Here is a 23268-nt window from a genome sequence, read left to right on the forward strand (position 1 = left end):
TCTTACTTCTCCTCGGTACGGGTGTGGGTGACGGCGGGTTCGTTGCCACCGAGCAGCAGATAGAGCACGGCCATCCGGATGGAGACACCGTTGGTGACCTGCTCGATCGCCGTGCAGCGCTCCGAGTCGGCGACCTCGGCGGTGATCTCCATACCGCGGACCATCGGCCCGGGATGCATCACGATGGCGTGCTCCGGCATCCGCGCCATTCGGTCGCCGTCGAGGCCGTAGCGCCGCGAGTACTCGCGCTCGGTCGGGAAGAACGCGGCGTTCATGCGCTCGCGCTGCACCCGCAGCAGCATCACCGCGTCGGACTTCGGCAGGGTGCTGTCCAGGTCGTAGGAGACCTCGCAGGGCCAGCTCTCGACGCCGACCGGCACCAGGGTCGGCGGGGCGACGAGGGTGACCTCCGCACCGAGGGTGTGCAGCAGGTCGACGTTGGAGCGGGCGACGCGGCTGTGCAGGATGTCGCCGACCAGGGTGATGCGCTTGCCGGCGAGGTCCTGCCCGATGCCCGCGTCCCGGCCGACCAGCCGACGCCGCATGGTGAAGGCGTCGAGCAGGGCCTGCGTGGGGTGCTGGTGGGTGCCGTCACCGGCGTTGATGACGACCGCGTCGATCCAGCCCGAGGTGGCGAGCCGGTACGGGGCCCCGGAGGCGCCGTGCCGGATGACGACCGCGTCGACGCCCATGGCTTCGAGGGTCTGGGCGGTGTCCTTCAGGGACTCGCCCTTGGAGACGCTCGACCCCTTGGCGGTGAAGTTGATGACATCTGCGGACAGGCGCTTCTCGGCGGCCTCGAAGGAGATCCGGGTCCGGGTCGAGTCCTCGAAGAAGAGGTTGACGACGGTACGGCCGCGCAGGGTCGGCAGTTTCTTGATCGGCCGGTCGGCGACCCGGGCCATCTCCTCGGCGGTGTCGAGGATCAGGACGGCGTCGTCGCGGGTGAGGTCGGCGGCCGAGATGAGATGACGCTGCATCTTTCAGGCTCCGTAAGGAAGTTCAGGAGATTCCGGGCAGGCAGGGGCATCGCGAAGGGACGTACGGCGCGGGGCCGCACGCGCACGCGTGCTACTGCTGGGCGGTCTGCTTCACCCCGAGCAGCACGGTGTCCCGACCGTCCTCCTCGGCGAGCTGGACCTTGACCGTCTCCCGCAGCGACGTGGGGAGGTTCTTGCCGACGTAGTCGGCGCGGATGGGCAGTTCACGGTGTCCGCGGTCGACGAGGACCGCGAGCTGCACCGCGCGCGGGCGCCCGAGGTCGTTCAGGGCGTCGAGGGCGGCGCGGATGGTGCGGCCGGAGAAGAGCACGTCGTCGACGAGGACGACCAGTCTGCCGTCGAGACCGTCAGCGGGGATGTCGGTGCGGGCCAGCGCGCGCGGCGGATGCATGCGCAGGTCGTCGCGGTACATGGTGATGTCGAGCGAGCCGACCGGGATCTTGCGATCGGTGATCTCCGCCAGCTTGGCGGCGAGCCGCTGGGCGAGGAAGACGCCCCGGGTCGGAATGCCGAGGAGCACCACGTCGTCGGCGCCCCTGGCGCGTTCGACGATCTCGTGGGCGATGCGGGTCAGCACCCGCGCGATGTCGGGGGCTTCCAGAACGGGCCGTGCGCCGGCCTCGTACTGCTGCTTGTCCTGCTCAGAGTCCATAGGAAACGGACCTCCTTCTCCGCCTCACAGGACGGATCATTAAAGGACGTCGGAATTGCGCCAGCTACGGTACCAGCCCGCGCAACACACCTGATCACCCCCCTGGCTCCAGGCGTCACCCGACTGCCGTAACCGCACGTCGCCCGGCACGGGAGGGCCGGGCGGGACCATTCGGCTTGACGGGGAAGAGTAACGCTGCGTAACCTCACAGTGAGTCACCAGCCGCGCGGCTCGTCCGCACGTCGACACTGTGTCCGGGAGCTATATGTCCAGCGAATACGCCAAACAGCTCGGGGCCAAGCTCCGGGCGATCCGCACCCAGCAGGGCCTTTCCCTCCACGGTGTCGAGGAGAAGTCCCAGGGACGCTGGAAGGCGGTCGTGGTCGGTTCGTACGAGCGCGGCGATCGTGCCGTGACCGTGCAGCGCCTCGCCGAGCTGGCGGATTTCTACGGGGTTCCCGTGCAGGAACTGCTGCCGGGCACCACGCCGGGCGGAGCCGCCGAGCCGCCGCCGAAGCTCGTCCTCGACCTTGAGCGGCTGGCCCATGTGCCGGCCGAGAAGGCGGGCCCCCTGCAGCGCTACGCGGCGACGATCCAGTCGCAGCGCGGCGACTACAACGGCAAGGTGCTGTCGATCCGCCAGGACGACCTGCGCACGCTCGCCGTCATCTACGACCAGTCGCCCTCGGTCCTGACCGAGCAGCTGATCAGCTGGGGTGTCCTGGACGCGGACGCGCGCCGCGCCGTCTCCCACGAGGAGAGCTGAACCCGACGGCTTTCAGCCGTTGAGCAGAAACGTGCCGCCAGGGTGGCCGGAACCATACGGTTCCGGCCACCCTGGCGGCGTTTTGCGGGCTCCGGAGGCCCCCTGGGTACGCGGGCACCCTCGGGACCTCTCCACGCCTCCCCCGATCGCACCTGGTCGTATGAACGCCGGTGGGCCCCAGCAGTGTGTCGCTGGGGCCCACCGGCGTTCATACGACCAGGTGCCCGAAGGCCTGGCTCAGGTCAGGCCTCGTCGCGGCGCAGCGTGGACTTCAGGTCCTTGAACCGGCCCAGGAGCCCGTTGACGAACGAGGGCGACTCGTCCGTGGAGAACTCCTTCGCCAGCTGCACCATCTCGTCGAGGACGACGGCGTCCGGGGTCTCGTCGACCCAGATCAGCTCGTAGGCACCGAGGCGCAGGATGTTGCGGTCGACGACCGGCATCCTGTCGAGCGTCCAGCCGACCGAGTACTGCGAGATCAGCTCGTCGATGCGCCGCGCGTGCTGCGCGTAGCCCTCGACGAGCTCCATCGTGTACTCGCTGACCGGGGGCTGGCGGGTGTCGTCCCGGGAGAGCCTGATCCAGTCCCCGAGGACCGTCTGGACATCGGCTCCGCGCTGGTCGCCTTCGAAGAGGATCTGGAAGGCACGCTTGCGGGCCGTGTTGCGGGCAGCCACGGTTAGCTGTTCACCCGGCCGAGGTAGTCGCTCGTACGGGTGTCGACCTTGATCTTCTCACCGGTGGTGATGAAGAGCGGCACCTGGATCTGGTGGCCGGTCTCCAGCGTGGCCGGCTTGGTGCCGCCCGTGGAGCGGTCGCCCTGGACGCCCGGCTCGGTCTCCTGGATGACGAGCTCGACGGCGGCCGGCAGCTCGACGAAGAGCACCTCGCCCTCGTGCTGCGCGACCGTGGCGGTGAAGCCCTCGATCAGGAAGTTGGCGGCGTCGGCGACGGCCTTGCGGTCCACCATGAGCTGGTCGTAGGTCTCCATGTCCATGAAGACGAAGTACTCGCCGTCCATGTAGGAGAACTGCATGTCGCGCTTGTCGACAGTGGCCGTCTCGACCTTGACGCCGGCGTTGAAGGTCTTGTCGACGACCTTGCCGGAGAGCACGTTCTTCAGCTTGGTGCGCACGAAGGCCGGGCCCTTGCCGGGCTTGACGTGCTGGAACTCGACGACGGACCAGAGCTGGCCCCCGTCGAGCTTGAGCACGAGGCCGTTCTTGAGGTCGTTCGTGGAAGCCACGGTTGCGGAATCTCCTGGACTGACGTGGACGACCCCGGGGCAGCCGCGACAGCTCGAAGCTAGAGCGCGAGCAGTTCCTTGGTCGTGATGGTGAGTAGCTCGGGTCCGCCGTCCGCCTCAGGGCGTACGACGAGCGTGTCATCGATCCGGACACCGCCCCGGCCCGGGAGGTGGACCCCCGGTTCGACGGTGACCGGCACGCAAGCGTCCAGTTTACCCATGGCCGCGGGGCCGAGCTGCGGGTCCTCGTCGATTTCGAGCCCGACACCGTGTCCGGTGAGCTCCGGAAGGCGGTCCGAGTACCCCGCGGAGTCCAGTACCTGGCGTGCCGCGCGGTCCACGTCACGGTAGGCGGCGCCGGGTGCCAAGGCCTCCCGTCCAGCGCGCTGGGCTGCGAAGACGAGGTCGTAGAGCTCGATCTGCCAGTCGGCCGGCGAGGTCCCGATGACGAACGTGCGGCCGATTTCACAGCGGTATCCGCGATAGACGGCGCCGAGACAAACAGAGAGGAAGTCTCCTTCTTCCACACGCCGATCGGTGGGCCGGTGCCCTCTGCGGCCGGAGTGGGGCCCGGTGGCGACGGCGGTCGCGAAGGCGGGCCCGTCGGCACCGTGATCGACGAGCCGTCGCTCCAGTTCGAGAGCGAGATGTCTCTCCGTACGCCCGACGAGGATGGACTCCAGCAGCTCGCCGAGGGCCTGGTCGGTGATCTCGGCGGCGATCCGCAGACAGGCGATCTCCTCCTCGTCCTTGACCAGCCGGAGCTGCTCGACCGCACCGCCGAGGTCGGCGAGGCGCAGCCGGGGCGCGACCGAGCCGATGGCGCGATGCCGGGCCACGGTCAGGTGGTGCTCCTCGACGGCGAGGGAATCGGCGCCCTGGGCGGCGGCGAGATCCGCGGCGGCGACGGCCGGATCGCCACCGGGCTCGGACAGCGCGTGCACGCGCAGGGCCTCGTCAGGACGGCTGCCCTCGGGGGGCCGGTCGTCCTCGGGCCCCGCCCACACGAGCAGGTCCTCCCGTTTCCCCAGCAGCAGTACGGCTCCCTGCGGGGCCGCGCCTGCGAGATACCGCACATTGGCGGCGCGGGAGACGAGCGCTCCCGCACTGCCGCCCGCGTGACACCGCTCCCGAAGCCGCGCTCTGCGCGCCGCGTACACCTCTGACATGCCCCGAGCGTAAGAGCGCGGCCGGGTCGCCGCCGGTCGGAGAGAGCCGTCTGGGCGGTGCGGGGCCGAGGCTGGCCAGGAGGGCGCCTCCCGGCCAGGCTGACGAGGCCCGGGCACCGCCCGCCCGCCGGTCTCCAGACGCCGTACGGCTGAGAACCACGCCGGCGAACGGGAGCGGGGACGGGCAACGTCGGAACAACAGGGCCGCAACGCGGGCCGTCGGCCTGCCGACCGTGTCCACCGAGGCTCTGCCACCGGACGACAGCACGGACCAGGCCCCACCGGATCACCAAGCCACCCGCGGGGAGCCGTCACCCCGCCGACAGTGCTCCCGAAGCCAGGCCGCCGAACCACACCACCGACCCAAGCCCGACCGCAGCCGCAGGCCACCCGCAGGCGGCCGTCACCGCGCCAACTGTGCCCCCGAAACAAGGCCGCCGAACCACACCACCGACCCAAGCCCCACCGGCGCAGCAAGCCGCCCGCCGGGGAGGCCGTCGGCCCTCCGACGGAAGGTGTCGTGCGCCGGCCATCGAACCCGCGATGCCGACCAGATCCAACCGGAATGACGAGTCGCCCGCAGGCGGCCATCGTCCTGCGGGCGGTGACCAGCGAGGCACCGCCCGCCGCACGGCACCGCGGCTCGGGCACCGCCGGAACGGCGAGTCGGCGGCGTTGCCCCGCCCAACGTGATCACCCTCACACGGCCCAGCGCACGCCGGCACGGACCAGGCGCCGCTTGACGGCAAGCCAACCGCCTTGGAGCCCGTCGCCCCGCCGACGGGGATGGCCCAGGAACCGACCATCGGACCTCGAGCAGACGGCCGACCCGACCCCGCTCGGCCGGGTCACCCGTTCGGCCCACCCCGCCCTCTCCACGGCCAGTACGCCGGGCCACGAGGGCCTTGCGCGGCCGGGGAACAGGACAGGGACCCGGAGAGCGGTGGCACACGCCCGTGCGGTCGTCGGCCAGGGCCCGGCAGGCGGGCGGCGACCGGTGGACGTACCCTGCCCAGCTCCCGGAGGACGTACGCCGGCTACCACTTGGGCGGGCTGGCCAGCAGTCGCGCGAGGACGTCGTCCAGGACCCGGGCCGTCGCCGGTACGTCGAGTTGGGAGTTGTCGATGATCGGGAGGCCGGAGCCGTACCAGCCCGCCATCCGGCCGTGGATGCGGGCGACCTCCTCGTCCGTGAGGCGGCGGTTGCCGGAGCGCTCGGCGTTGCGCTCCAGGACGACCTCCAGGCCGGGCAGCAGCACGACCGGCAGCAGACCGGGCCCCACGTGCCGCTTCCAGCCGCCGAGGCCGACGACCGGGCGGTCGGGGAAGACCGCGTCGTCGAGGATGCAGGAGATGCCGTTGGCCAGGAAGTTGCGCGCGGCGAAGCCGCAGGTGCGGCGGGCGAGACGGTACTGCGCCTCGGAATGGTCGTTCCACCCCGACTGCGGGTCGGCGAAGCCCGAGCGGACCCACTCGCGTACGTCGTCGAGGCTGATGTGCGCGGTGGGCACCCGCCGATGCTCCGCCCAGTACTTCGCGACGCTCGTCTTCCCCGCGCCCGCGGGGCCGATCAGCAGCACGGCGAGGGGCACCGCGGCCGGGTCGACGGGGCCCGTGGCGGGCGGCGGACCCGGCGTCGGGACGAAGTCGCCCTGCGGCAGTCGCATATGGCCGGTGGTGTCGGGCGTGGGCGGCACCGGGGCGTGCTGAGGAACGGGAGCGTGCTGCGGCAGGGGTGGTTGCTGGGCCTGCGGAACCGGCCCCGACGGCGCTCCCCCAAGGTAGACCGGGGCCGGAGCCGGTGGCCGGCTCGGGGGTGCGGAACCCGGTTGCGCGCCCTGGTGTTGCTGCCCCGCGTGCGGAGCGGCCGACGACCAGTCGGCGCCCGGTCCTTGCCCCGGCTGATGGGGCGGCGGCAGCGGAGACCCCACTGCGTCCTGCATCCGGTGCCACTCCATCTCGTACAGGCGATTGGCGCTGGCGAGCGGGGCACGGACCCCGCTCGCCACCGAACGGTACCGTCCCGGGCCGCCGTTTGGTGAACGGCCCGGAACGGCCCGAAGTGCCCGTCCCCACAGGCTAATCGGGCCAAGCGCCCGAGTGGGGAGCTACTGCCCCACTTCGCCGTAGGCGGCGAGGAGGACGGCCGGGTCGGGCCCTTCCAGGACGGTCGGCTTGGCCAGTCCGTCCAGGACGATGAACCGCAGCAGGTCGCCCCGGGACTTCTTGTCGAGCTTCATCGTCTCCAGCAGCTTGGGCCACTGGTCGTAGCGATAGTGCAGCGGCAGGCCCACGGACTCCAGGACCGTGCGGTGCCGGTCAGCCGTCGCGTCGTCCAACCGGCCGGCGAGGCGGCCCAGTTCGGCCGCGAAGTGCATGCCGACGGAGACAGCCGCGCCGTGCCGCCACTGGTAACGCTCGTTCTTCTCGATGGCGTGCGCGAGCGTGTGCCCGTAGTTGAGGATCTCGCGCAGGCCCGACTCCTTCAGGTCCGAGGAGACGACCTCCGCCTTCACCTTGATCGACCGCTCGATCAGCTCGGCGGTGTGCGGCCCTGCCGGGCTGCGGGCGGCCTGCGGGTCGGCCTCGATCAGCTCCAGGATCGCCGGGTCGGCGATGAAACCGGCCTTGATGATCTCCGCGAGCCCGGACACGTAGTCGTTGACCGGGAGCGAGTCCAGCGCCGCCAGGTCGCAGAGCACACCGGCGGGCGGGTGGAAGGAGCCGACGAGGTTCTTGCCCTCGGCGGTGTTGATGCCGGTCTTGCCGCCGACCGCCGCGTCCACCATCGCCAGTACCGTCGTCGGGATCGCGATCCAGCGCACCCCGCGCAGCCACGTCGCCGCCACGAAGCCGGCCAGGTCGGTGGTCGCCCCGCCGCCGACACCGACGATGACGTCGGTGCGGGTGAAGTTGGACTGGCCGAGCGCCTTCCAGCAGTAGGCGGCCACCTCCGCGGTCTTGGCCTCCTCCGCGTTCGGCACCTGGATGGCGACCGTCTCGAAGCCCTGGCCCGCCAGATCGGCGCGCAGCGCCTCACCGGTCTCCGCGAGCGCCTCGGGGTGGATCACCGCGACCCGCTTCGTCCTGGGCCCGATCAGCCCACCCAGCTCCTCCAGGAGCTGTCGGCCGATCAGGACCTCGTACGGGTCGCTGCCCGCCGTGCCTCCGACCTGGATCCGCGTCACTGCCTCGCTGCTCATGCTGACTTCAACTCCAGTGCGTCCAGGACGGCTTGGGTGACCTCTTCGGGCGTACGGCCGTCGGTGGCCACGACCGCGTCGGCGACCTCCGTGTACAGGTGGCGGCGGGCCTCCATCAGCTCCCGCCACTGTCGGCGCGGATTGACCGCCAGCAAGGGGCGGGCCGCGTTCAGACCGGTGCGCTGGACCGCTTCCTCGACGTCCATCGACAGGTAGACGACCCGGTGCCCGGCCAGCAGTTCGCGGGTGTCCTCGTCGAGGATCGAGCCACCGCCGAGCGCGAGAATGCCGTCGTGCTCGGCCAGCGCCCGCTGGACCGCCTGCTTCTCGACGGCCCGGAAGACCGGCTCGCCCTCGTCGACGAAGATGTCGGCGATCGTTCGGCCCTGCTCGGCGACGATGTCGTCGTCGGTGTCCCGGTACGAACAGTCGAGCCGCTCGGCCAGCAGCCGCCCTACGGTGGACTTGCCGACGCCCATCGGCCCGACCAGCACAATCTGCACCGCGCTCACCGGACGATCAGGTGTTCGAGGTAGGACTCCACATTGCGGCGCGTCTCGGGCACGCTGTCGCCGCCGAACTTCTCCACGACCGCGTCGGCCAGGACAAGGGCCACCATCGCCTCGGCGACGATCCCGGCCGCCGGGACCGCACACACGTCGGAACGCTGGTGGTGGGCCTGCGTGGCCTCACCAGTGACCACGTCGACGGTCTGCAGGGCGCGCGGCACGGTCGCGATCGGCTTCATCGCCGCCCGTACGCGCAGCAGCTCTCCTGTGGACAGGCCGCCCTCAGTACCACCGGAACGGCCGGTCGCACGCCGGATGCCGTCGGCGGTGGGGACGATCTCGTCATGCGCCTTCGAGCCCGGCACGCGCGCGAGGTCGAAGCCGTCGCCGACCTCGACGCCCTTGATGGCCTGGATGCCCATCAGCGCAGCCGCCAGCCGGGCGTCCAGGCGCCGGTCCCAGTGCACGTGCGAGCCCAGGCCCACCGGCACGCCGTACGCCAGCACCTCGACCACGCCACCCAGGGTGTCGCCGTCCTTGTGCGCCTGGTCGATCTCCGCGACCATCGCCTTCGACGCGTCCGCGTCCAGGCAGCGCACCGGGTCCGTGTCCAGCTTCGCCACATCGGAAGGCTTGGGGTAGACACCGTAGGGGGCCTTCGCCGCCGCCAGTTCGACGACGTGCGAGACGATCTCGATGCCGGCCGCCGCCTTCAGGAACGAGCGGGCCACGGCGCCCAGCGCCACCCGCGCCGCCGTCTCACGCGCGGAGGCGCGTTCCAGGATCGGGCGGGCTTCGTCGAAGCCGTACTTCTGCATACCGGCGAGGTCTGCGTGGCCGGGGCGGGGGCGGGTCAGCGGGGCGTTACGGGCGAGCCCGGCCAGGATCTCCGGATCCACCGGGTCGGCCGCCATCACCTGCTCCCACTTCGGCCACTCGGTGTTGCCGACCATCACCGCGACCGGCGAGCCCATCGACAGGCCGTGCCGCACGCCGCCGAGGAAGGTGATCTCGTCCTGCTCGAACTTCATCCGGGCACCGCGCCCATAGCCGAGCCGCCGCCTCGCCAGGTGGTCCGCCACCAGCTCCGTGGTGATCGGCACGCCGGCGGGAAGACCCTCCAACGTCGCGACAAGAGCGGGACCGTGGGACTCCCCCGCGGTCAACCAGCGCAACCTGCTCAACGGTGCTCCTCATACTCGCGCCCTGGTACTGCCCTGCGTACGCGCGTCCTCGCGTACGTCGACGGCGTGACCGGGTGCGCGGCCCTGGCCCGCCACCTCCCGATCCTCCCACGTCCGGGCCACAGGGCTGATCGGCCGTCCAGCAAACGGACGGGGAACGCAAATGGGGTCAGCGGTCGGCCAGTGCCTTCTCGCCCGCCCTGCGCATGGCGCCCAGCGGGCCCGGGACGCACCCGGTCATCTGTTCCACCTGAAGCACCGCCTGGTGCACCAGCAGGTCGAGTCCGCTCACGACCGCCCCGCCGTACGCCGACCAGCGGGCCGCCAGATCGGTCGGCCAGGGGTGGTAGAGCACGTCGAAGAGGGTCGCCGGCCGTTCGGGGACCGCGCGGGACAGCTCGTCCGTCGCGCCGGCCGGGGTGGTGGCGATCACCAGCGGGGCCTGCAGCGCCCGGGCCGCGTCCGACCAGTCCGCCGTACGGACCTCGATGTCGAGGCGTTCGCCCCACTGCCGCATCTCGGCGGCCCGGGCCTCGCTGCGGACGTACACGACGACCTCACCGATGCAGATCCGGGCCAGCGCGGCGAGCGCGGAGGAGGCGGTGGCGCCGGCGCCGAGGATCGCGGCGGAGTCGACCTGTTCGATGCCGTGCTCGCGCAGGGCGCCCACGATCCCGGGGATGTCGGTGTTGTCGCCGATGCAGCGCCCGTCCGCGCCGAACACGACGGTGTTGACGGCCTCGACCGACGCGGCCGTCTCGCTGATCTCGTCGAGCAGCGGGATGACCGCCCGCTTCAGCGGCATCGTGAGCGACAGCCCCGCCCACTCGGGCCCGAGCCCTCCCAGGAACCCCGGCAGCCCCGCCTCGTCGACCTCGAAACGGTCGTACGTCCAGTCGGCGAGCCCCAGTTCCTCGTACGCCGCGCGGTGCAGCACCGGCGAGAGGGAGTGGGCGATGGGGGCACCGAGCACTGCGGCCCGGCAGGCGTCAGCTGCCCGTGCTCTCATTGAACTTTTCCTTGAGCTTCTGGAATTGCGCGTGCGTCTTGGCGAATTCGGTCTTGCTCACGCCGTCGGTCGCCACGAAGTAGTACCAGCCGTCGTCGGTCGGATTCAGCGTCGCCTTCATCGCCACATCGCCCGGGTTTCCGATCGGACCGGGCGGCAGACCCTTGTTGGTGTACGTGTTGTACGGGTCCTTGTTGCTGTTGATCTCCGACTCACTGATGTCGATCTTACTCTCCTTCATCACATAGTTGAAGGTCGAGTCGAATTGCAGGAAGCCATAGGTCTCGGGGTTCGAGTAGTCGAGGCGGTTGTAGACCACTTCCGCCATCTTGCGGTAGTCGTCGCTGGTCTTGCCCTCTGCCTGGACGAGGCTCGCGACCGTGAGGACCTGCAGCGGGCCGTCGAGTTTGAGTGCCTTGGCCTTGGCTTCGAGGTCGAGCGCGTCATACTTGGCGGCGGCCTGCGTGACCATTGCCTTCAGGACTTCCGCGGGTTTCATACCCTTGGCGGCCGGATAGGTCGCCGGGTAAAGGAAGCCTTCCAGCGGGTCCTTGATTTTCTTGTTGTCGTTCGCCCAGTCCGGCAGCCCGAGGCTCTTGTAATCCTTCTTCGCCACCTTCTCGGTGGTACCGGTGGAAAGCCCGAGCTGTTTGTCGATCTTCTCGTAGACCTGGATGTTGCGCAGTCCGGGGGCGACGATCAGGTTGTTCTGGCTCTTTGGGTCGAGCATCATCACGACGGCGCTCTTGGCGGACATCTCCTTGTTCAGGACATAGACGCCGGCCTGGATCTTCTTCCCGTCGGGGTTCTCCGACTGCGCGGAGACAAAGGCGTCGACGCTCTTGACGACACCTTTCGCTTTCAGCGCCTGGGCGATTTCGTAACCGCCCGCACCCTTGGGGATCTCGACGGTCACCGTCGCACTCGTGCCGTCGCCCGCGTAGTCGGGAGCCGCACCGAAGCGACTTTGGTAGAACTGGTACCCGAAATACCCGATTCCGGCGATGCCGCCACCGAACACCAGGACGACCACCAGGCAGGCGGTCCCGGTGCGGCGCTTCTTGCTCTTCTTGCTCTTGCCGCCGTCCCGGCCCTTCCGGTCGCCGCGGCCCCGACGCCCCTCCGCCTCGTCCTCGGGCTCGGGCTCGGGTCCATCGTCATCGTCACCGCCCGCGAAGAAGGCGTGCTCACCTTGGTCGGGGCCGGGGTCCCAGCCCGTCTTCGGTTCCGGCTCCGGCTCGGGTTCCGGCTCGGCACGGCGCCTGGCCGGCGGCTCCGGCGGCGGATAGGCGTCAGGCGTGCCGTAGTAGTCGGGCTGCTCACCGCCGTACACGGCGGCCTGCTGGGCGTACGGGTCCGTGGGGTCGGCGACGTACGGGACCTGCGCCTGCTGACCGGCGTCCCAGCCGCCGTTCGCGTACTGCTGCTGGCCCTGGTCGACGTACTGCTGCGGGTGGGCCTGCTCGCCGTACTGCTGCGGGTACTGCTGATGCTGGGGATGGGGCTGCTGCTGGTACTGCTGTGGGTACTGCTGGTTCGGGTACTGCTGCTGCGCGTGACCGTAGGCGGCCTGCTGGCCGTCGGTGCCCCAGTCGCCGTACTGCTGCTGTTCCGGCTGCTGCGGGTATTGCTGCGGCTGGCCGCCGTAGGAGGACTGATCGGCCTGGGCCTGCTGGCCTTCCCATCCGACGTCCCCGTACAACGGGTCCTCCGGATGCCACGGTTCGGAGCCTGGGCCCCGGCCATACTCAGTCATCGATCCCCTAGAGCCGCGAGGCGGCCGATCACGCGGCCCCCACATCGCCGCTACCGTTCCGCCTCTTACTGTGCGGCTACTGTTCGAACAGAGCCACAATCGCGCGGAACGTTACCGTATCGCGATCAGATGACCACTTCGACGCCCTCGCCGGGTGCTTTACCTGACACCCGTTCGGATTCCAGGGCCTGCTGCAGGATGATCACGGCTGCGGCCTGGTCAATGACCGATCTGCCCTTTTTCGATTTCACGCCCGAGGCGCGCAGTCCCTGACTGGCCGTCACCGTCGTCATACGCTCGTCCACCAGCCGGACCGGGATCGGCGCGATCAGGCGGGCCAGCTGCTGGGTGAAGCCGCGGACCTTCACGGCGGCGGGGCCCTCGCTCCCCTTGAGGGAGCGAGGGAGGCCGACGACGACCTCGATGGGTTCGTACTCGTCGACGAGTTGCTTCAGCCTGCGCTGAGCTGCGGGAACGTCTCTGCCCGGGACCGTCTCCACCGGGGTGGCGAGGATCCCGTCGGGGTCGCACGAGGCGACCCCGATCCGGGCGTCCCCGACGTCGATCGCGAGTCGACGGCCGCGCCGCATGGTGTTGCCGTCGACGCTCACTTGGCCGTTTCCGCCACGAGGCGCTCGACGGCGTCGACGGCCTCACCGATGGCGGCCGGGTTCTGGCCACCGCCCTGGGCGACGTCCGACTTGCCGCCACCGCCGCCGCCGAGGGTCTTGGCGGCCGTACGAACCAGGTCGCCCGCCTTGAGACCGCGCTCGCGGGCGGCCTCGTTGGTGGCGATGACCGTCAACGGCTTCCCGTTGGCCGTGGTGAAGAGGGCGACCACGGCAGCACGGCCGCCCTGGATCCGACCCCGCACGTCGAGGACCAGCTTGCGCAGGTCGTCGGCGCTCGTGCCGTCCGGGACCTGGCCGGTGACGAGGGCGACCCCCTTGACGTCCTTGGCGCCCTGGGCGAGACCGGCGGCGGCCTGGAGGACCTTCTCGGCGCGGAACTTCTCGATCTCCTTCTCGGCGTCCTTCAGCTTGCCGAGCATGGCCGAGATCTTCTCCGGGAGCTCCTCCGGGCGGCCCTTGACCAGCTCCTGGAGCTGGGCGACGACCGTGTGCTCCCGGGCCAGGAAGTTGTAGGCATCCACGCCGACCAGGGCCTCGATACGCCGGACACCCGAACCGATGGACGACTCGCCGAGCAGCTTGACCAGGCCGAGCTGCGAGGTGTTGTGGACGTGCGTACCGCCGCACAGCTCCTTGGAGAAGTCGCCGATCGTCACTACGCGCACGCGCTCGCCGTACTTCTCGCCGAACTCGGCGATGGCGCCCTGTTTCTTGGCCTCGTCGAGGCTGAGGATCTCGGCGTGCACGTCCAGGTCGCGGGCGAGCACCTCGTTGATCTGCTGCTCGACGTCGGTCATCACGGTCGTCGGGACGGCGGACGGGGAGCCGAAGTCGAAGCGGAAGCGACCGGGCTGGTTCTCGGAACCGGCCTGGGCGGCCGTCGGGCCGAGAGCGTCGCGCAGGGCCTGGTGGGTGAGGTGGGTGGCCGAGTGGGCGCGGGCGATGGCCGTGCGGCGGCGCACGTCGATGGCGGCCTGGGCCTTGGCGCCGACGGTCACCTCGCCGACCTGGACGACGCCCTTGTGGACGTAGACGCCGGGAACCGGCTTCTGGCAGTCACGGACCTCGATCACGGCACCGGTGTCGATCCTGATGCGGCCGGTGTCGCCGATCTGGCCGCCGCCCTCGGCGTAGAACGGGGTGCGGTCGAGGACGATCTCGACCTCGTCGCCCTCGGTGGCGGCCGGGGAGGACACACCGTCGACGAGGATGCCGACGACCGTCGACTCGCCCTCGGTGCGGTCGTACCCGAAGAACTCGGTCTCACCGGAGGCGTCGGAGATCTCGCGGTAGGCGCCCATGTCGGCGTGCCCGGTCTTCTTGGCCCTGGCGTCGGCCTTGGCGCGGTCCCGCTGTTCCGTCATCAGGCGCCGGAAGCCGTCCTCGTCCACGGAAAGGCCCTGTTCGGCGGCCATTTCGAGGGTGAGGTCGATCGGGAAGCCCCAGGTGTCGTGGAGCAGGAAGGCCTTCTCGCCGGCGAGGATACTGCCGCCGGCGGCCTTGGTCTCCGTGACGGCGGTGTCGAGGATGTTGGTGCCGCCCTTGAGGGCCTTGAGGAAGGCGGCCTCCTCGGCGAGGGCGACGGTCTCGATGCGCTTGCGGTCGGTGACGAGCTCCGGGTACTGCTGGCCCATCATCGCGATCACGACGTCGATGAGGTCCTGGACCACCGGGCCTGTGGCGCCCAGCAGTCGCATGTTGCGGATGGCTCGGCGCATGATGCGGCGCAGCACATAGCCGCGGCCCTCGTTGCCGGGCGAGACGCCGTCGCCGATGAGCATCACGGACGTACGCATGTGGTCGGTGACCACGCGCAGGGAGACGTCCGAGTCGTGGGCGTCGCCGTAGCGGACACCGGTCAGCTCGGTGGCCTTGTCGATCACGGCCATGGAGGTGTCGATCTCGTACAGATTCTGCACGCCCTGCAGAATCATGGCGAGCCGCTCCAGTCCGAGGCCCGTGTCGATGTTCTTGCTCGGCAGGTCGCCGAGGATCTCGAAGTCCTCCTTCGAGGTGCCCTCGCCCCGCTCGTACTGCATGAAGACGAGGTTCCAGATCTCCACGTACCGCTCGTCGTTGACGGCCGGGCCGCCCTCGACGCCGAACTCGGGGCCGCGGTCGTAGTTGATCTCGGAGCAGGGTCCGCACGGGCCCGGGACGCCCATGGACCAGAAGTTGTCCTTCTTCCCCAGACGCTGGATGCGCTCGGCCGGAACGCCGATCTGCTCGCGCCAGATCTGCTCGGCCTCGTCGTCGTCGAGGTAGACGGTGATCCAGAGCTTCTCGGGCTCAAGGCCGTAGCCACCGTCCGCGACGGAGTTGGTGAGCAGGTCCCAGGCGTACCGGATGGCTCCTTCCTTGAAGTAGTCACCGAAGGAGAAGTTGCCGCACATCTGGAAGAAGGTGCCGTGCCGGGTGGTCTTGCCGACCTCTTCGATGTCGGGCGTACGCACGCACTTCTGCACGCTGGTGGCGCGCGGGGCGGGCGGCTTCGTCTCACCGAGGAAGTACGGCTTGAAGGGGACCATGCCGGCGTTGACCAGGAGCAGAGTCGGGTCGTCCGCGATGAGCGACGCCGAAGGAACGACGGTGTGCCCGCGCTCCTCGTAGAAGCTCAACCAGCGGCGACGAATCTCGGCCGACTCCATCAGTGGTCCTCATTCCGGTTGTACGAGTGCTTGTTGTCCAGCATCCCGTAGTGCTTCTCATCGTGCTTCTGGTTTTCCGGCCTGCGGTCGAGGGCGGCGAGCCGCCGCTGCGGGGGCAGGCCTCGGCCCGGGGTTTCGGCGATCCCGAGGGCCTCGCCCAGCTCTGCCTCGCGCTGGGCCATCCCGGCCCGCACGTCGAGGGCGAAGTCCTTGACCCGGTGGCCGGCCTCGATCGCCTTGTTGGCGGCCTGCGCGGCCAGGTGCTCGGGGGTCAGCTGCCGGATCTTGCGGTTGACCTTGGTGGTGGCCCACACACCGGCCGCGGCGCCCGCGGTGAACCAGAACGTACGGCGGAACATGGCGGGGTTCAGCCCTTCTGCCTGCGGCGCTTTTGGCCCTTCGGGCCCGATACGGTACGGCCGACGATGACGGTGCGCCGGGCCCGCTCGGGCTCGGGCGCCTCGTCGGCCCTGGTGCGGCTCATCGCCCGGCGTACGCCGTAGCCGAACGCGGCGACCTTGACGAGCGGGCCGCCGAAGGTCGAGGCGACGGTGGTGGACAGCGCCGACGCGTTGGAGGTGACCTCCTGGACGTCGGTCGCGATGGCATCCACCCGGTCGATCTGTGTCTGTGCGGAGCGCACGGCCTGGGAGGCGTCGGCCAGCAGCGGCACCGCCTGTTCCGTCACCTCCGCGACCAGCTTGGTGGTCGCCCTGAGCGTCTGGGCCAGCCTCACCAGCGCCACGGCGAGGAAGGAGACCAGGATCGCCCAGAAGACGGCCACCAGGATCCCGGCAACCTCTCCACCGGTCACACCGCACCGCTCTCTGCGCTCGTAGATCGACTGAAGTTCGGGGTACTTCACTTCAGTTCCGGATACTTCGAAAGTCGCCCCCGACCCTATCGCGCCGGAGGTGGCTGTCCGTACCCGGACGGGGCCTGCCGGGACGGCGGTCGTACGCGGACGAGGCGGTCGTACGTGGACGAGGTCGTACGCGAAAGCCCGCCGCTCCCCCGCCGGTGAGGGCGGGGAAACGACGGGCCGAGGCGCGAAGCCGGTGGTACCGGGTACTACAACCGCTGGATCAGCGGGCGTAGTACTCGACGACGAGCTGCTCGTCGCAGATCACCGGGATCTCCTTGCGGTTCGGCTCGCGGTCCAGGCGGAAGGCCAGGGCGCCGAGGTTCACCTGCAGGTAGCGCGGGGTCTCGCCGTCGGGGGCGAAGCCACCGGCGCGGGAGACCTCGAACAGCGTCTTGCTGCGGCTGCGCTCGCGGACCATCACGACGTCGTCGGGACGGACACGGAACGACGGCTTGTCGACCTTGCCGCCGTTGACCTCGATGTGGCCGTGAACGACCATCTGGCGGGCCTGGTAGATCGTGCGGGCGATGCCCGAACGGAGAACCAGGGCGTCGAGACGACGCTCCAGCTCGATGACCAGGGCCTCACCGGTCTTGCCCTGCGTCTTGGCGGCACGCTCGTAGGCGCGGACGAGCTGACGCTCGGACACGTCGTACTGCGCGCGCAGACGCTGCTTCTCCAGCAGACGGACCTTGTAGTCCGAGTTCTGCTTGCGGCCACGACCGTGCTCGCCGGGCGGGTAGGGGCGGGCCTCGAAGTACTTGACTGCCTTCGGGGTCAGCGCGATGCCGAGGGCACGCGACTTCTTGACCTTGGGGCGGGGCTGGTTGGCCACTTCTTTTCCTTTTCCTTTTCGGCTGCCTCAGGGTTACGGGAGGTCGCATCCGCAGCCGGGGATTCCCGGCAGGTCCACGAGGGACTTGCCAGGCAGCCGTTCCCCTGTGCTGGGCACATATGTGCAACACACGAACGGCCCACCGACCGTTCCCGGAAGCCGGGTGGTGGTGGGCTGCCCGCGACACCTACGAAGGTGCGCGACGCTCCTGGATCAGAAGATCCGGCTGATTGTCCCGCCTGAGGCGCCGACCGAAGCCGGACACGGGACGCAGCACTGCGCAGGATTCTACAGCGTGCTCAGGACCGCTTGCGACCAAGGTGTTTCCTGGTCCACTCGACCGCGTCCGCGTACCTGGCCTCGGCTCCGTGCCGGGTCGGTTCGTAGTACGTACGGTCCTTGAGTTCCTCCGGGGCGTACTGCTGCTCGGCGATTCCCTCCGGCAGGTCGTGCGGGTACACGTACCCCTGCGCATGGCCGAGTTTCGCGGCGCCCTTGTAGTGCCCGTCGCGCAGGTGCATCGGCACGGGGCCGGCGTGGCCCTTGCGTACGTCCTCCATGGCGGCGCCGATCGCCATGGTCGCGGCGTTGGACTTGGGGGCCAGGGCGAGGGCGATGGTGGCGTGGCTGAGGGTGAGGGCGGCCTCCGGGAAGCCGATCATGGCGACGGCCTGCGCGGCGGCGACGGCTATCGGCAGGGCGTTCGGATCGGCGAGGCCGATGTCCTCGCTGGCGGAGATCATCAGACGGCGGGCGATGAAGCGGGGGTCCTCGCCTGCATCGATCATCCGGGCGAGGTAGTGCAGGGCCGCGTCGACGTCGGAGCCCCGGATGGACTTGATGAGGGCACTGGCCACGTCGTAGTGCTGGTCGCCGTCACGGTCGTACGTCACGGCCGCCCGGTCGACGGTCTCCTCCAGGGTCTGGAGGGTGATGTCCGCGTCGCCCTTGTCGAGTGCGGCTCCGGCGGCGGCCTCCAGGGCGGTCAGGGCCCGGCGGGCGTCTCCGCCGGCGATCCGCAGCAGGTGTTCCTCGGCGTCCTCGGGCAGCGTGACGGCGCTCTTGAGACCACGCTCGTCGGCGACCGCGCGGCGCAGCAGGCTGCGCAGATCGTCGTCCGTGAGGGGTTCGAGGGTGAGGAGGAGGGAGCGGGAGAGAAGGGGCGAGATCACCGAGAAGTACGGGTTCTCGGTGGTCGCCGCGATCAGGGTCACCCAGCGGTTCTCGACGGCGGGGAGCAGGGAGTCCTGCTGGGCCTTGCTGAAGCGGTGGATCTCGTCGAGGAAGAGGACGGTCTCCTTGCCGAAGCCGCCGGTGGCGCGGCGAGCCCCGTCGATGACCGCGCGGACCTCCTTGACGCCCGCGGTGATCGCCGACAGTTCGACGAAGCGCTTCTGGGTGGCCTTCGACACGACGTACGCCAGGGTGGTCTTGCCGGTGCCGGGTGGCCCCCAGAGGATCACGGAGGAGGGGCCGGCGGGTCCGCCCTCGCTCTCACCGACGAGTCTGCGCAGCGGCGACCCCGGTTTCAGCAGATGCTGCTGGCCCACGACCTCGTCGAGGACACGCGGGCGCATCCGCACGGCCAGGGGGCTTCCGGAAGGGTCCTTCTCCTGGCGTGCTTCTGCTGCGGCGGTGAAAAGGTCGGGCTCCACGTCCAAAACCCTATGCCACGCCACTGACAGTGGGACCGGCACTGTCAGCTGGTCCAGAACTCCCACCAGCGAGTCAGGATCAGCATCCCGATGATGCCGATGTGCAGGACCGGTACGACCCAGGTGAACTCGCCGAAGAAGCTCCTGAGCCACTTCGGGGCTGGGATGAAGCCGTTCCTGACGTTGAACGAGGTGACGTACCAGAACATGATGATCGTCGCGACCCAGGCCAGGGAGCACCACAGGCACAGCGCGTTGATCCGGTACAGGGACTGGAACTGCAGCCAGGTGCAGAATCCGACGCCGAAGAGGGTGCCCGCGTTGAAGGTGAGCCAGTACCAGCGCGGGAAGCGGGCCCGGCCGAGCAGGCTCATGCCGACGCAGATGACGACGCCGTAGGCGACGAGGCCGAGCATCGGGTTCGGGAACCCGAAGGCGGCGGCCTGCTTGCTCTCCATCACGCTGCCGCAGGACACCACGGGGTTGAGGCTGCAGCCGGGCGTGAACGTCGTGCCCGCGACCTTGGCTTCCAGCAGCTTGAACTTGTCGATCGTGATGACCCACGCCGCCAGCAGTCCGGCCGCACCGGTGAGCAACAGCATCACGGCGAACGCACGGCTGCCGCCCACGGAGCCCGAGGCCTCGGCGGGGGGCTCGGGCTGGTCGGTGGAGACGCCGTCCTTCAGCACTGTCGTCTTGGTCATCACGCCGTTCCGTTGCTTCGAGAGGGGGCTGGCGGGCACGGTCATTGTGCCGCACGCGGGCGCGTGTCCACCGTTCGGTGGACATAAGTAGGTACGCACGGCCGTCCCGGAGGGTCCGGTTCGGGGTGAGGCTCGACGGCAGGTCAGCAGGCGCGCACGACGTCGCGGTGGCCCTAGGGGGACGTGACCGTCGTGACAACGCGCGTGGCGTGCACCAAGTTGACGGCGCGCGAAACCGAACGTCATTTCGCCCCCGAACCCCCGCTCCTCAAACGCCGGAGGGGCTGGATCTTTCAGCCCGTCCGGCGTTTGAGGACGAGGCCCCTTCAGGGCCGAAGCGGGGGTCTGGGGGCGCAGCCCCCAGGAACAGGACGGGACGGGTAGTGGCGGCGGGGGCGAAAGAACCCCTCGCCGCCTCAGGCCTCAGCCCAGCCTCGACTCCAGTTCCGCCACGATCTCGTTCACGCCGATCGCCGTCTGCTCCCCGGACTCCATGTCCTTCAGCTGGACCACACCCTCCGCGAGGTCCCGCTCACCGGCGACGATCGTGTACCGCGCCCCACTCCGGTTCGCGTTCTTCATCGCCCCCTTGAGCCCCTTGGCGCCGTAGGAGAAGTCCGCCGCGACCCCCACCTTGCGCAGCTCCGTGACCTTCGCGAACAGCACCCGGCGAGCCTCTTCGCCCAGCGGCACCGCGAACACGCTTGTCGCGGACGGGAGTTCGAGTTCGACGCCCTCCGCCTCGAGCGCCAGCACCGTCCGGTCGACGCCGAGCGCCCAGCCCACGGACGGCAGCGCGGGACCGCCGAGCATCTCGGAGAGGCCGTCGTAGCGCCCACCGCCGCCCACCGCGGACTGCGAGCCCAGTCCGTCGTGGACGAACTCGAAGGTCGTACGGGTGTAGTAGTCGAGGCCACGGACCAGCTTCGGGTCGTCCTCGAAAGCGACGCCCGCCTCGGTGATCAGGTCCCGGACCTCTTCGTGGTACGCCTTGCACGAGTCGCAGAGGTAGTCCCGCAGCAGCGGCGCCCCGACCAGCTGCTTCTGGACGTCGTCCCGCTTGTCGTCCAGCACGCGCAGCGGGTTGATGTCGGCCCGGCGCAGCGTCTCCTCGTCCAGGTCGAGACCACGCAGGAAGTCCTGCAGTGCCGTCCGGTAGACCGGGCGGCACTCCTTGTCGCCCAGCGAGTTCAGCAGGATGCGGAAGTTCCGCAGACCCAACGTCCGGTACGCCTGGTCCGCCAGGATGATCAGCTCGGCGTCGAGCGCCGGATCCTCCGCGCCGATCGCCTCCGCGCCCACCTGCGAGAAGTGGCGGTAGCGCCCCTTCTGGGGGCGCTCGTAGCGGTAGTACGAGCCTGAGTACCAGAGCTTGACCGGGAGGTTGCCCAGCTTGTGGAGGTTGGCCTCCAGCGCAGCTCGCAGGACCGACGCCGTGCCCTCGGGGCGCAGGGCCAGCCTGTCGCCGCCCTTGGTCTCGAAGGCGTACATCTCCTTCGTCACGATGTCCGTCGATTCACCGACGCCCCGGGCGAACAGCTCGACGTTCTCGAAGCCAGGCGTCTCGATGTAGCCGTAGCCGGAGTTGCGCAGCGGCGCGGCGATGGCTTCCCGTACCGCCAGGAACTTCGCGCTCTCCGGCGGGATCAGGTCGTACGTGCCCTTGGGGGCCTTGAAGGTGCTCACGGGAGGTATCTCGTCACATTCCTCGTCGGTGAGGGGGGTTCGATCCCTCGCCGCGATCTTGAAGGCCGGCCGCCACCTGCCGCAGATACGGGTTGGTGGCGCGCTCCTGGCCGATGGTCGTCTGGGCGCCGTGGCCGGACAGCACCACGGTCGAGTCGTCGAGCGGCAGGCACACGCGGGCCAGCGAGTCGAGTATCTCGGCCATGTCACCGCCGGGCAGGTCGGTGCGTCCGATGGAGCCGGCGAAGAGCAGGTCGCCCGAGAAGAACACGGACGGGATGTCCGTCCGCTCCGGCATCCTGAACGTCACCGACCCCTTGGTATGGCCCGGTGCGTGCGCCACACTCAGCTCCAGTCCCGCCAGTTCCAGCCGTGCGCCGTCCGTCAGTTCCTTGACGTCGTCCGGTTCCCCGATGGTCAGCTCGCCCATCAGCTGCATGCCGATGGACCGGCCGAGCGCCTTCTCCGGGTCGCTCATCATGTAGCGGTCGTCGGGGTGGATCCACGCCGGGACACCGTGCGCGCCGCACACCGGGACGACCGAGGCCACATGGTCGAGATGGCCATGGGTGAGGACGACCGCGACGGGCTTGAGCCGATGCTTCTTCAGCGTCTCCTCGACTCCCTCGGCAGCCTGGTGGCCCGGGTCGATGATCACGCACTCCTCACCGGCGGCGGGGGCGACGAGATAACAGTTCGTCCCCCAGGCGCCGGCCGGGAACCCGGCAATGAGCACGATCGTCCTTCGATTTGTGGCGTACGTGGTCGTACGGGGCGGATGGCAGTGACGCAGAGCCTACCGGCGCTGCCGTTTCCTCAGCGAACCCATATACGGTACGGGGCACACGCAGGCGATCGGCACACAAGACGCAAGCGTCCCAGTTGACGTACGAGACGCATGAGGAGAAAACCCGGTGGTCACCCAGGAGCAGCGGCGGCGTCAGCTCGCCCGGGAGAAGTTCTTGCGGCAGCAGCAGCGGCGTACGGCCGCGCGGCGCAAGTCGAACGTGCGCAACTCGGTGATCGGGTCGGTCCTCGGCGTGATCGTCGTGGGCAGTGTGGTGTCGTATGCGACCGGGGTCTTCAAGAACGACGACAGCAAGTCGAACGCGAGCGCGGAGGTCACTCCGAGCGCCTCGCCCAGCAAGGCCCCCGACCCCTGCGAGAAGGCGGCTGCGGGGAAGGTGAAGTCGCTGAGCTGGAAGAAGGAGCCGGCGATGACCATCGACAAGTCGGCGAAGTACGACCTGAAGCTCGCGACGACCTGCGGCGACATCGACATCGCCCTGAAGACGGCCGCGGCCCCGCACACGGTGAACTCGTTCGACTTCCTGGCGCGCGAGGGCTACCTCGATCACACCAAGTGCCACCGGCTCACCACGAACGGCATCTACGTGCTGCAGTGCGGTGACCCGAAGGGCACCGGTATGGGCGGCCCCGGCTACACCCTCCCGGACGAGAACCTGAAGGACAAAACCCTCAAGAACAACACCTACCCGGCGGGCACGATCGCCATGGCCAACACGGGCCAGGCGCACACCGGCGGCAGCCAGTTCTTCCTGGTCTACCAGGACAGCTCGCTTCCGCCCAGCTACACACCGTTCGGCACGATTTCCGCGTCGGGCATGAAGGTCCTGAAGAAGATCGCCGCGGCCGGTGAGGCCACGGGACAGGGCGACGGCGCACCGAATGCGACCGTTGTGATCAACAAGGCGACAGTAACGAAATCCTGACCGCCAACTGCGAAA

General features: G+C 69.5%; 22 protein-coding genes. 2 read left to right on the forward strand and 20 right to left on the reverse strand.

Annotated features, from left to right (window positions below; genetic code table 11):
• Positions 1–2: 2 nt before the first annotated feature.
• Both G3I56_RS10385 and pyrR read right to left on the reverse strand, forming a co-directional pair.
• Positions 3–980 carry an aspartate carbamoyltransferase catalytic subunit gene (locus G3I56_RS10385; protein ID WP_164408620.1) on the reverse strand — a complete coding sequence of 326 codons (978 nt, stop codon included), beginning with the start codon at positions 978–980 and terminating at the stop codon, positions 3–5.
• Between the two features lie 91 nt (positions 981–1071).
• Positions 1072–1653 (reverse strand): bifunctional pyr operon transcriptional regulator/uracil phosphoribosyltransferase PyrR, encoded by a 582-nt coding sequence (pyrR, locus tag G3I56_RS10390; protein WP_164408621.1) that lies wholly within the window; start codon positions 1651–1653, stop codon positions 1072–1074.
• A 265-nt stretch (positions 1654–1918) separates the two neighbouring features.
• Here pyrR and bldD point away from each other — a divergent pair, with 265 nt between their 5' ends.
• Complete coding sequence (bldD, locus tag G3I56_RS10395; protein ID WP_003956405.1) at positions 1919–2419, forward strand: transcriptional regulator BldD; 501 nt, start codon at positions 1919–1921, stop codon at positions 2417–2419.
• 242 nt (positions 2420–2661) lie between these two features.
• Here the strand turns inward: bldD and nusB are convergent, their stop codons facing one another.
• From nusB to G3I56_RS10485, 18 genes are all read right to left on the reverse strand, one after another.
• The gene (gene nusB / locus G3I56_RS10400; RefSeq protein WP_164408622.1) at positions 2662–3096 is read right to left on the reverse strand and encodes a transcription antitermination factor NusB; all 435 of its coding nucleotides are present in this window, start codon (positions 3094–3096) and stop codon (positions 2662–2664) included.
• A gap of 2 nt (positions 3097–3098) precedes the next feature.
• Positions 3099–3665 (reverse strand): elongation factor P, encoded by a 567-nt coding sequence (gene efp / locus G3I56_RS10405; RefSeq protein ID WP_006382090.1) that lies wholly within the window; start codon positions 3663–3665, stop codon positions 3099–3101.
• Positions 3666–3724: 59 nt separating this feature from the next.
• Positions 3725–4834, reverse strand: coding sequence for an aminopeptidase P family protein (locus G3I56_RS10410; protein WP_164408623.1), 1110 nt, complete (start codon positions 4832–4834; stop codon positions 3725–3727).
• 1037 nt (positions 4835–5871) lie between these two features.
• Positions 5872–6777, reverse strand: coding sequence for a Pro-rich N-terminal domain-containing protein (locus G3I56_RS10415; protein WP_164408624.1), 906 nt, complete (start codon positions 6775–6777; stop codon positions 5872–5874).
• Positions 6778–6942: 165 nt separating this feature from the next.
• A complete protein-coding gene (gene aroB / locus G3I56_RS10420) occupies positions 6943–8037 on the reverse strand; it encodes a 3-dehydroquinate synthase (RefSeq protein ID WP_164408625.1) in 1095 nt (364 codons plus the stop codon).
• Positions 8034–8516: a shikimate kinase gene (locus tag G3I56_RS10425; RefSeq protein ID WP_203689655.1), complete on the reverse strand. Its 483-nt coding sequence runs from the start codon at positions 8514–8516 to the stop codon at positions 8034–8036. The genes aroB and G3I56_RS10425 overlap by 4 nt, the downstream gene beginning before the upstream one ends.
• A 29-nt stretch (positions 8517–8545) precedes the next feature.
• Entirely contained in the window at positions 8546–9730 is a 1185-nt protein-coding gene (gene aroC / locus G3I56_RS10430) for a chorismate synthase (protein ID WP_164408627.1), read from the reverse strand.
• A gap of 169 nt (positions 9731–9899) precedes the next feature.
• A complete protein-coding gene (locus tag G3I56_RS10435; RefSeq protein ID WP_164408628.1) occupies positions 9900–10739 on the reverse strand; it encodes a shikimate dehydrogenase in 840 nt (279 codons plus the stop codon).
• Positions 10720–12495, reverse strand: a complete 1776-nt coding sequence (gene mltG / locus G3I56_RS10440; protein WP_164408629.1) for an endolytic transglycosylase MltG — start codon at positions 12493–12495, stop codon at positions 10720–10722. The genes G3I56_RS10435 and mltG overlap by 20 nt, the downstream gene beginning before the upstream one ends.
• A gap of 125 nt (positions 12496–12620) precedes the next feature.
• Positions 12621–13085 (reverse strand): Holliday junction resolvase RuvX, encoded by a 465-nt coding sequence (gene ruvX / locus G3I56_RS10445; protein ID WP_164408848.1) that lies wholly within the window; start codon positions 13083–13085, stop codon positions 12621–12623.
• 17 nt (positions 13086–13102) lie between these two features.
• Complete coding sequence (alaS, locus tag G3I56_RS10450; RefSeq protein WP_164408630.1) at positions 13103–15775, reverse strand: alanine--tRNA ligase; 2673 nt, start codon at positions 15773–15775, stop codon at positions 13103–13105.
• Positions 15775–16134, reverse strand: a complete 360-nt coding sequence (locus tag G3I56_RS10455; RefSeq protein ID WP_164408631.1) for a DUF6167 family protein — start codon at positions 16132–16134, stop codon at positions 15775–15777. The genes alaS and G3I56_RS10455 overlap by 1 nt, the downstream gene beginning before the upstream one ends.
• A gap of 8 nt (positions 16135–16142) precedes the next feature.
• Positions 16143–16589, reverse strand: coding sequence for a DUF948 domain-containing protein (locus G3I56_RS10460; protein ID WP_164408849.1), 447 nt, complete (start codon positions 16587–16589; stop codon positions 16143–16145).
• A gap of 271 nt (positions 16590–16860) precedes the next feature.
• Positions 16861–17475, reverse strand: coding sequence for a 30S ribosomal protein S4 (gene rpsD, locus G3I56_RS10465; protein WP_164315037.1), 615 nt, complete (start codon positions 17473–17475; stop codon positions 16861–16863).
• Positions 17476–17774: 299 nt separating this feature from the next.
• Positions 17775–19130 carry a replication-associated recombination protein A gene (locus tag G3I56_RS10470; protein WP_164408632.1) on the reverse strand — a complete coding sequence of 452 codons (1356 nt, stop codon included), beginning with the start codon at positions 19128–19130 and terminating at the stop codon, positions 17775–17777.
• Between the two features lie 44 nt (positions 19131–19174).
• Positions 19175–19834 carry a vitamin K epoxide reductase family protein gene (locus G3I56_RS10475; RefSeq protein ID WP_164408633.1) on the reverse strand — a complete coding sequence of 220 codons (660 nt, stop codon included), beginning with the start codon at positions 19832–19834 and terminating at the stop codon, positions 19175–19177.
• Between the two features lie 423 nt (positions 19835–20257).
• Positions 20258–21520: a histidine--tRNA ligase gene (gene hisS, locus G3I56_RS10480; protein ID WP_164408634.1), complete on the reverse strand. Its 1263-nt coding sequence runs from the start codon at positions 21518–21520 to the stop codon at positions 20258–20260.
• Between the two features lie 13 nt (positions 21521–21533).
• The gene (locus tag G3I56_RS10485; protein ID WP_164408635.1) at positions 21534–22256 is read right to left on the reverse strand and encodes an MBL fold metallo-hydrolase; all 723 of its coding nucleotides are present in this window, start codon (positions 22254–22256) and stop codon (positions 21534–21536) included.
• Between the two features lie 178 nt (positions 22257–22434).
• On the opposite strand from G3I56_RS10485, the gene G3I56_RS10490 reads away from it, so the two are divergent.
• Positions 22435–23253: a peptidylprolyl isomerase gene (locus tag G3I56_RS10490; protein WP_164408636.1), complete on the forward strand. Its 819-nt coding sequence runs from the start codon at positions 22435–22437 to the stop codon at positions 23251–23253.
• Positions 23254–23268: the final 15 nt, after the last annotated feature.

Source organism: Streptomyces sp. SID12488 (genome assembly GCF_010548275.1).
GTDB lineage: Bacteria > Actinomycetota > Actinomycetes > Streptomycetales > Streptomycetaceae > Streptomyces.

Coding starts and splice junctions, on each gene's coding strand:
- G3I56_RS10410 (WP_164408623.1), bottom strand. CDS start 4,834: ATGTCAGAGGTGTACGCGGCGCGCAGAGCGCGGCTTCGGGAGCGGTGT.
- pyrR (WP_164408621.1), bottom strand. CDS start 1,653: ATGGACTCTGAGCAGGACAAGCAGCAGTACGAGGCCGGCGCACGGCCC.
- G3I56_RS10415 (WP_164408624.1), bottom strand. CDS start 6,777: ATGCAGGACGCAGTGGGGTCTCCGCTGCCGCCGCCCCATCAGCCGGGG.
- G3I56_RS10435 (WP_164408628.1), bottom strand. CDS start 10,739: ATGAGAGCACGGGCAGCTGACGCCTGCCGGGCCGCAGTGCTCGGTGCC.
- mltG (WP_164408629.1), bottom strand. CDS start 12,495: ATGACTGAGTATGGCCGGGGCCCAGGCTCCGAACCGTGGCATCCGGAG.
- G3I56_RS10455 (WP_164408631.1), bottom strand. CDS start 16,134: ATGTTCCGCCGTACGTTCTGGTTCACCGCGGGCGCCGCGGCCGGTGTG.
- G3I56_RS10425 (WP_203689655.1), bottom strand. CDS start 8,516: ATGGGCGTCGGCAAGTCCACCGTAGGGCGGCTGCTGGCCGAGCGGCTC.
- G3I56_RS10385 (WP_164408620.1), bottom strand. CDS start 980: ATGCAGCGTCATCTCATCTCGGCCGCCGACCTCACCCGCGACGACGCC.
- aroB (WP_164408625.1), bottom strand. CDS start 8,037: ATGAGCAGCGAGGCAGTGACGCGGATCCAGGTCGGAGGCACGGCGGGC.
- bldD (WP_003956405.1), top strand. CDS start 1,919: ATGTCCAGCGAATACGCCAAACAGCTCGGGGCCAAGCTCCGGGCGATC.
- ruvX (WP_164408848.1), bottom strand. CDS start 13,085: ATGCGGCGCGGCCGTCGACTCGCGATCGACGTCGGGGACGCCCGGATC.
- G3I56_RS10475 (WP_164408633.1), bottom strand. CDS start 19,834: ATGACCAAGACGACAGTGCTGAAGGACGGCGTCTCCACCGACCAGCCC.
- alaS (WP_164408630.1), bottom strand. CDS start 15,775: ATGGAGTCGGCCGAGATTCGTCGCCGCTGGTTGAGCTTCTACGAGGAG.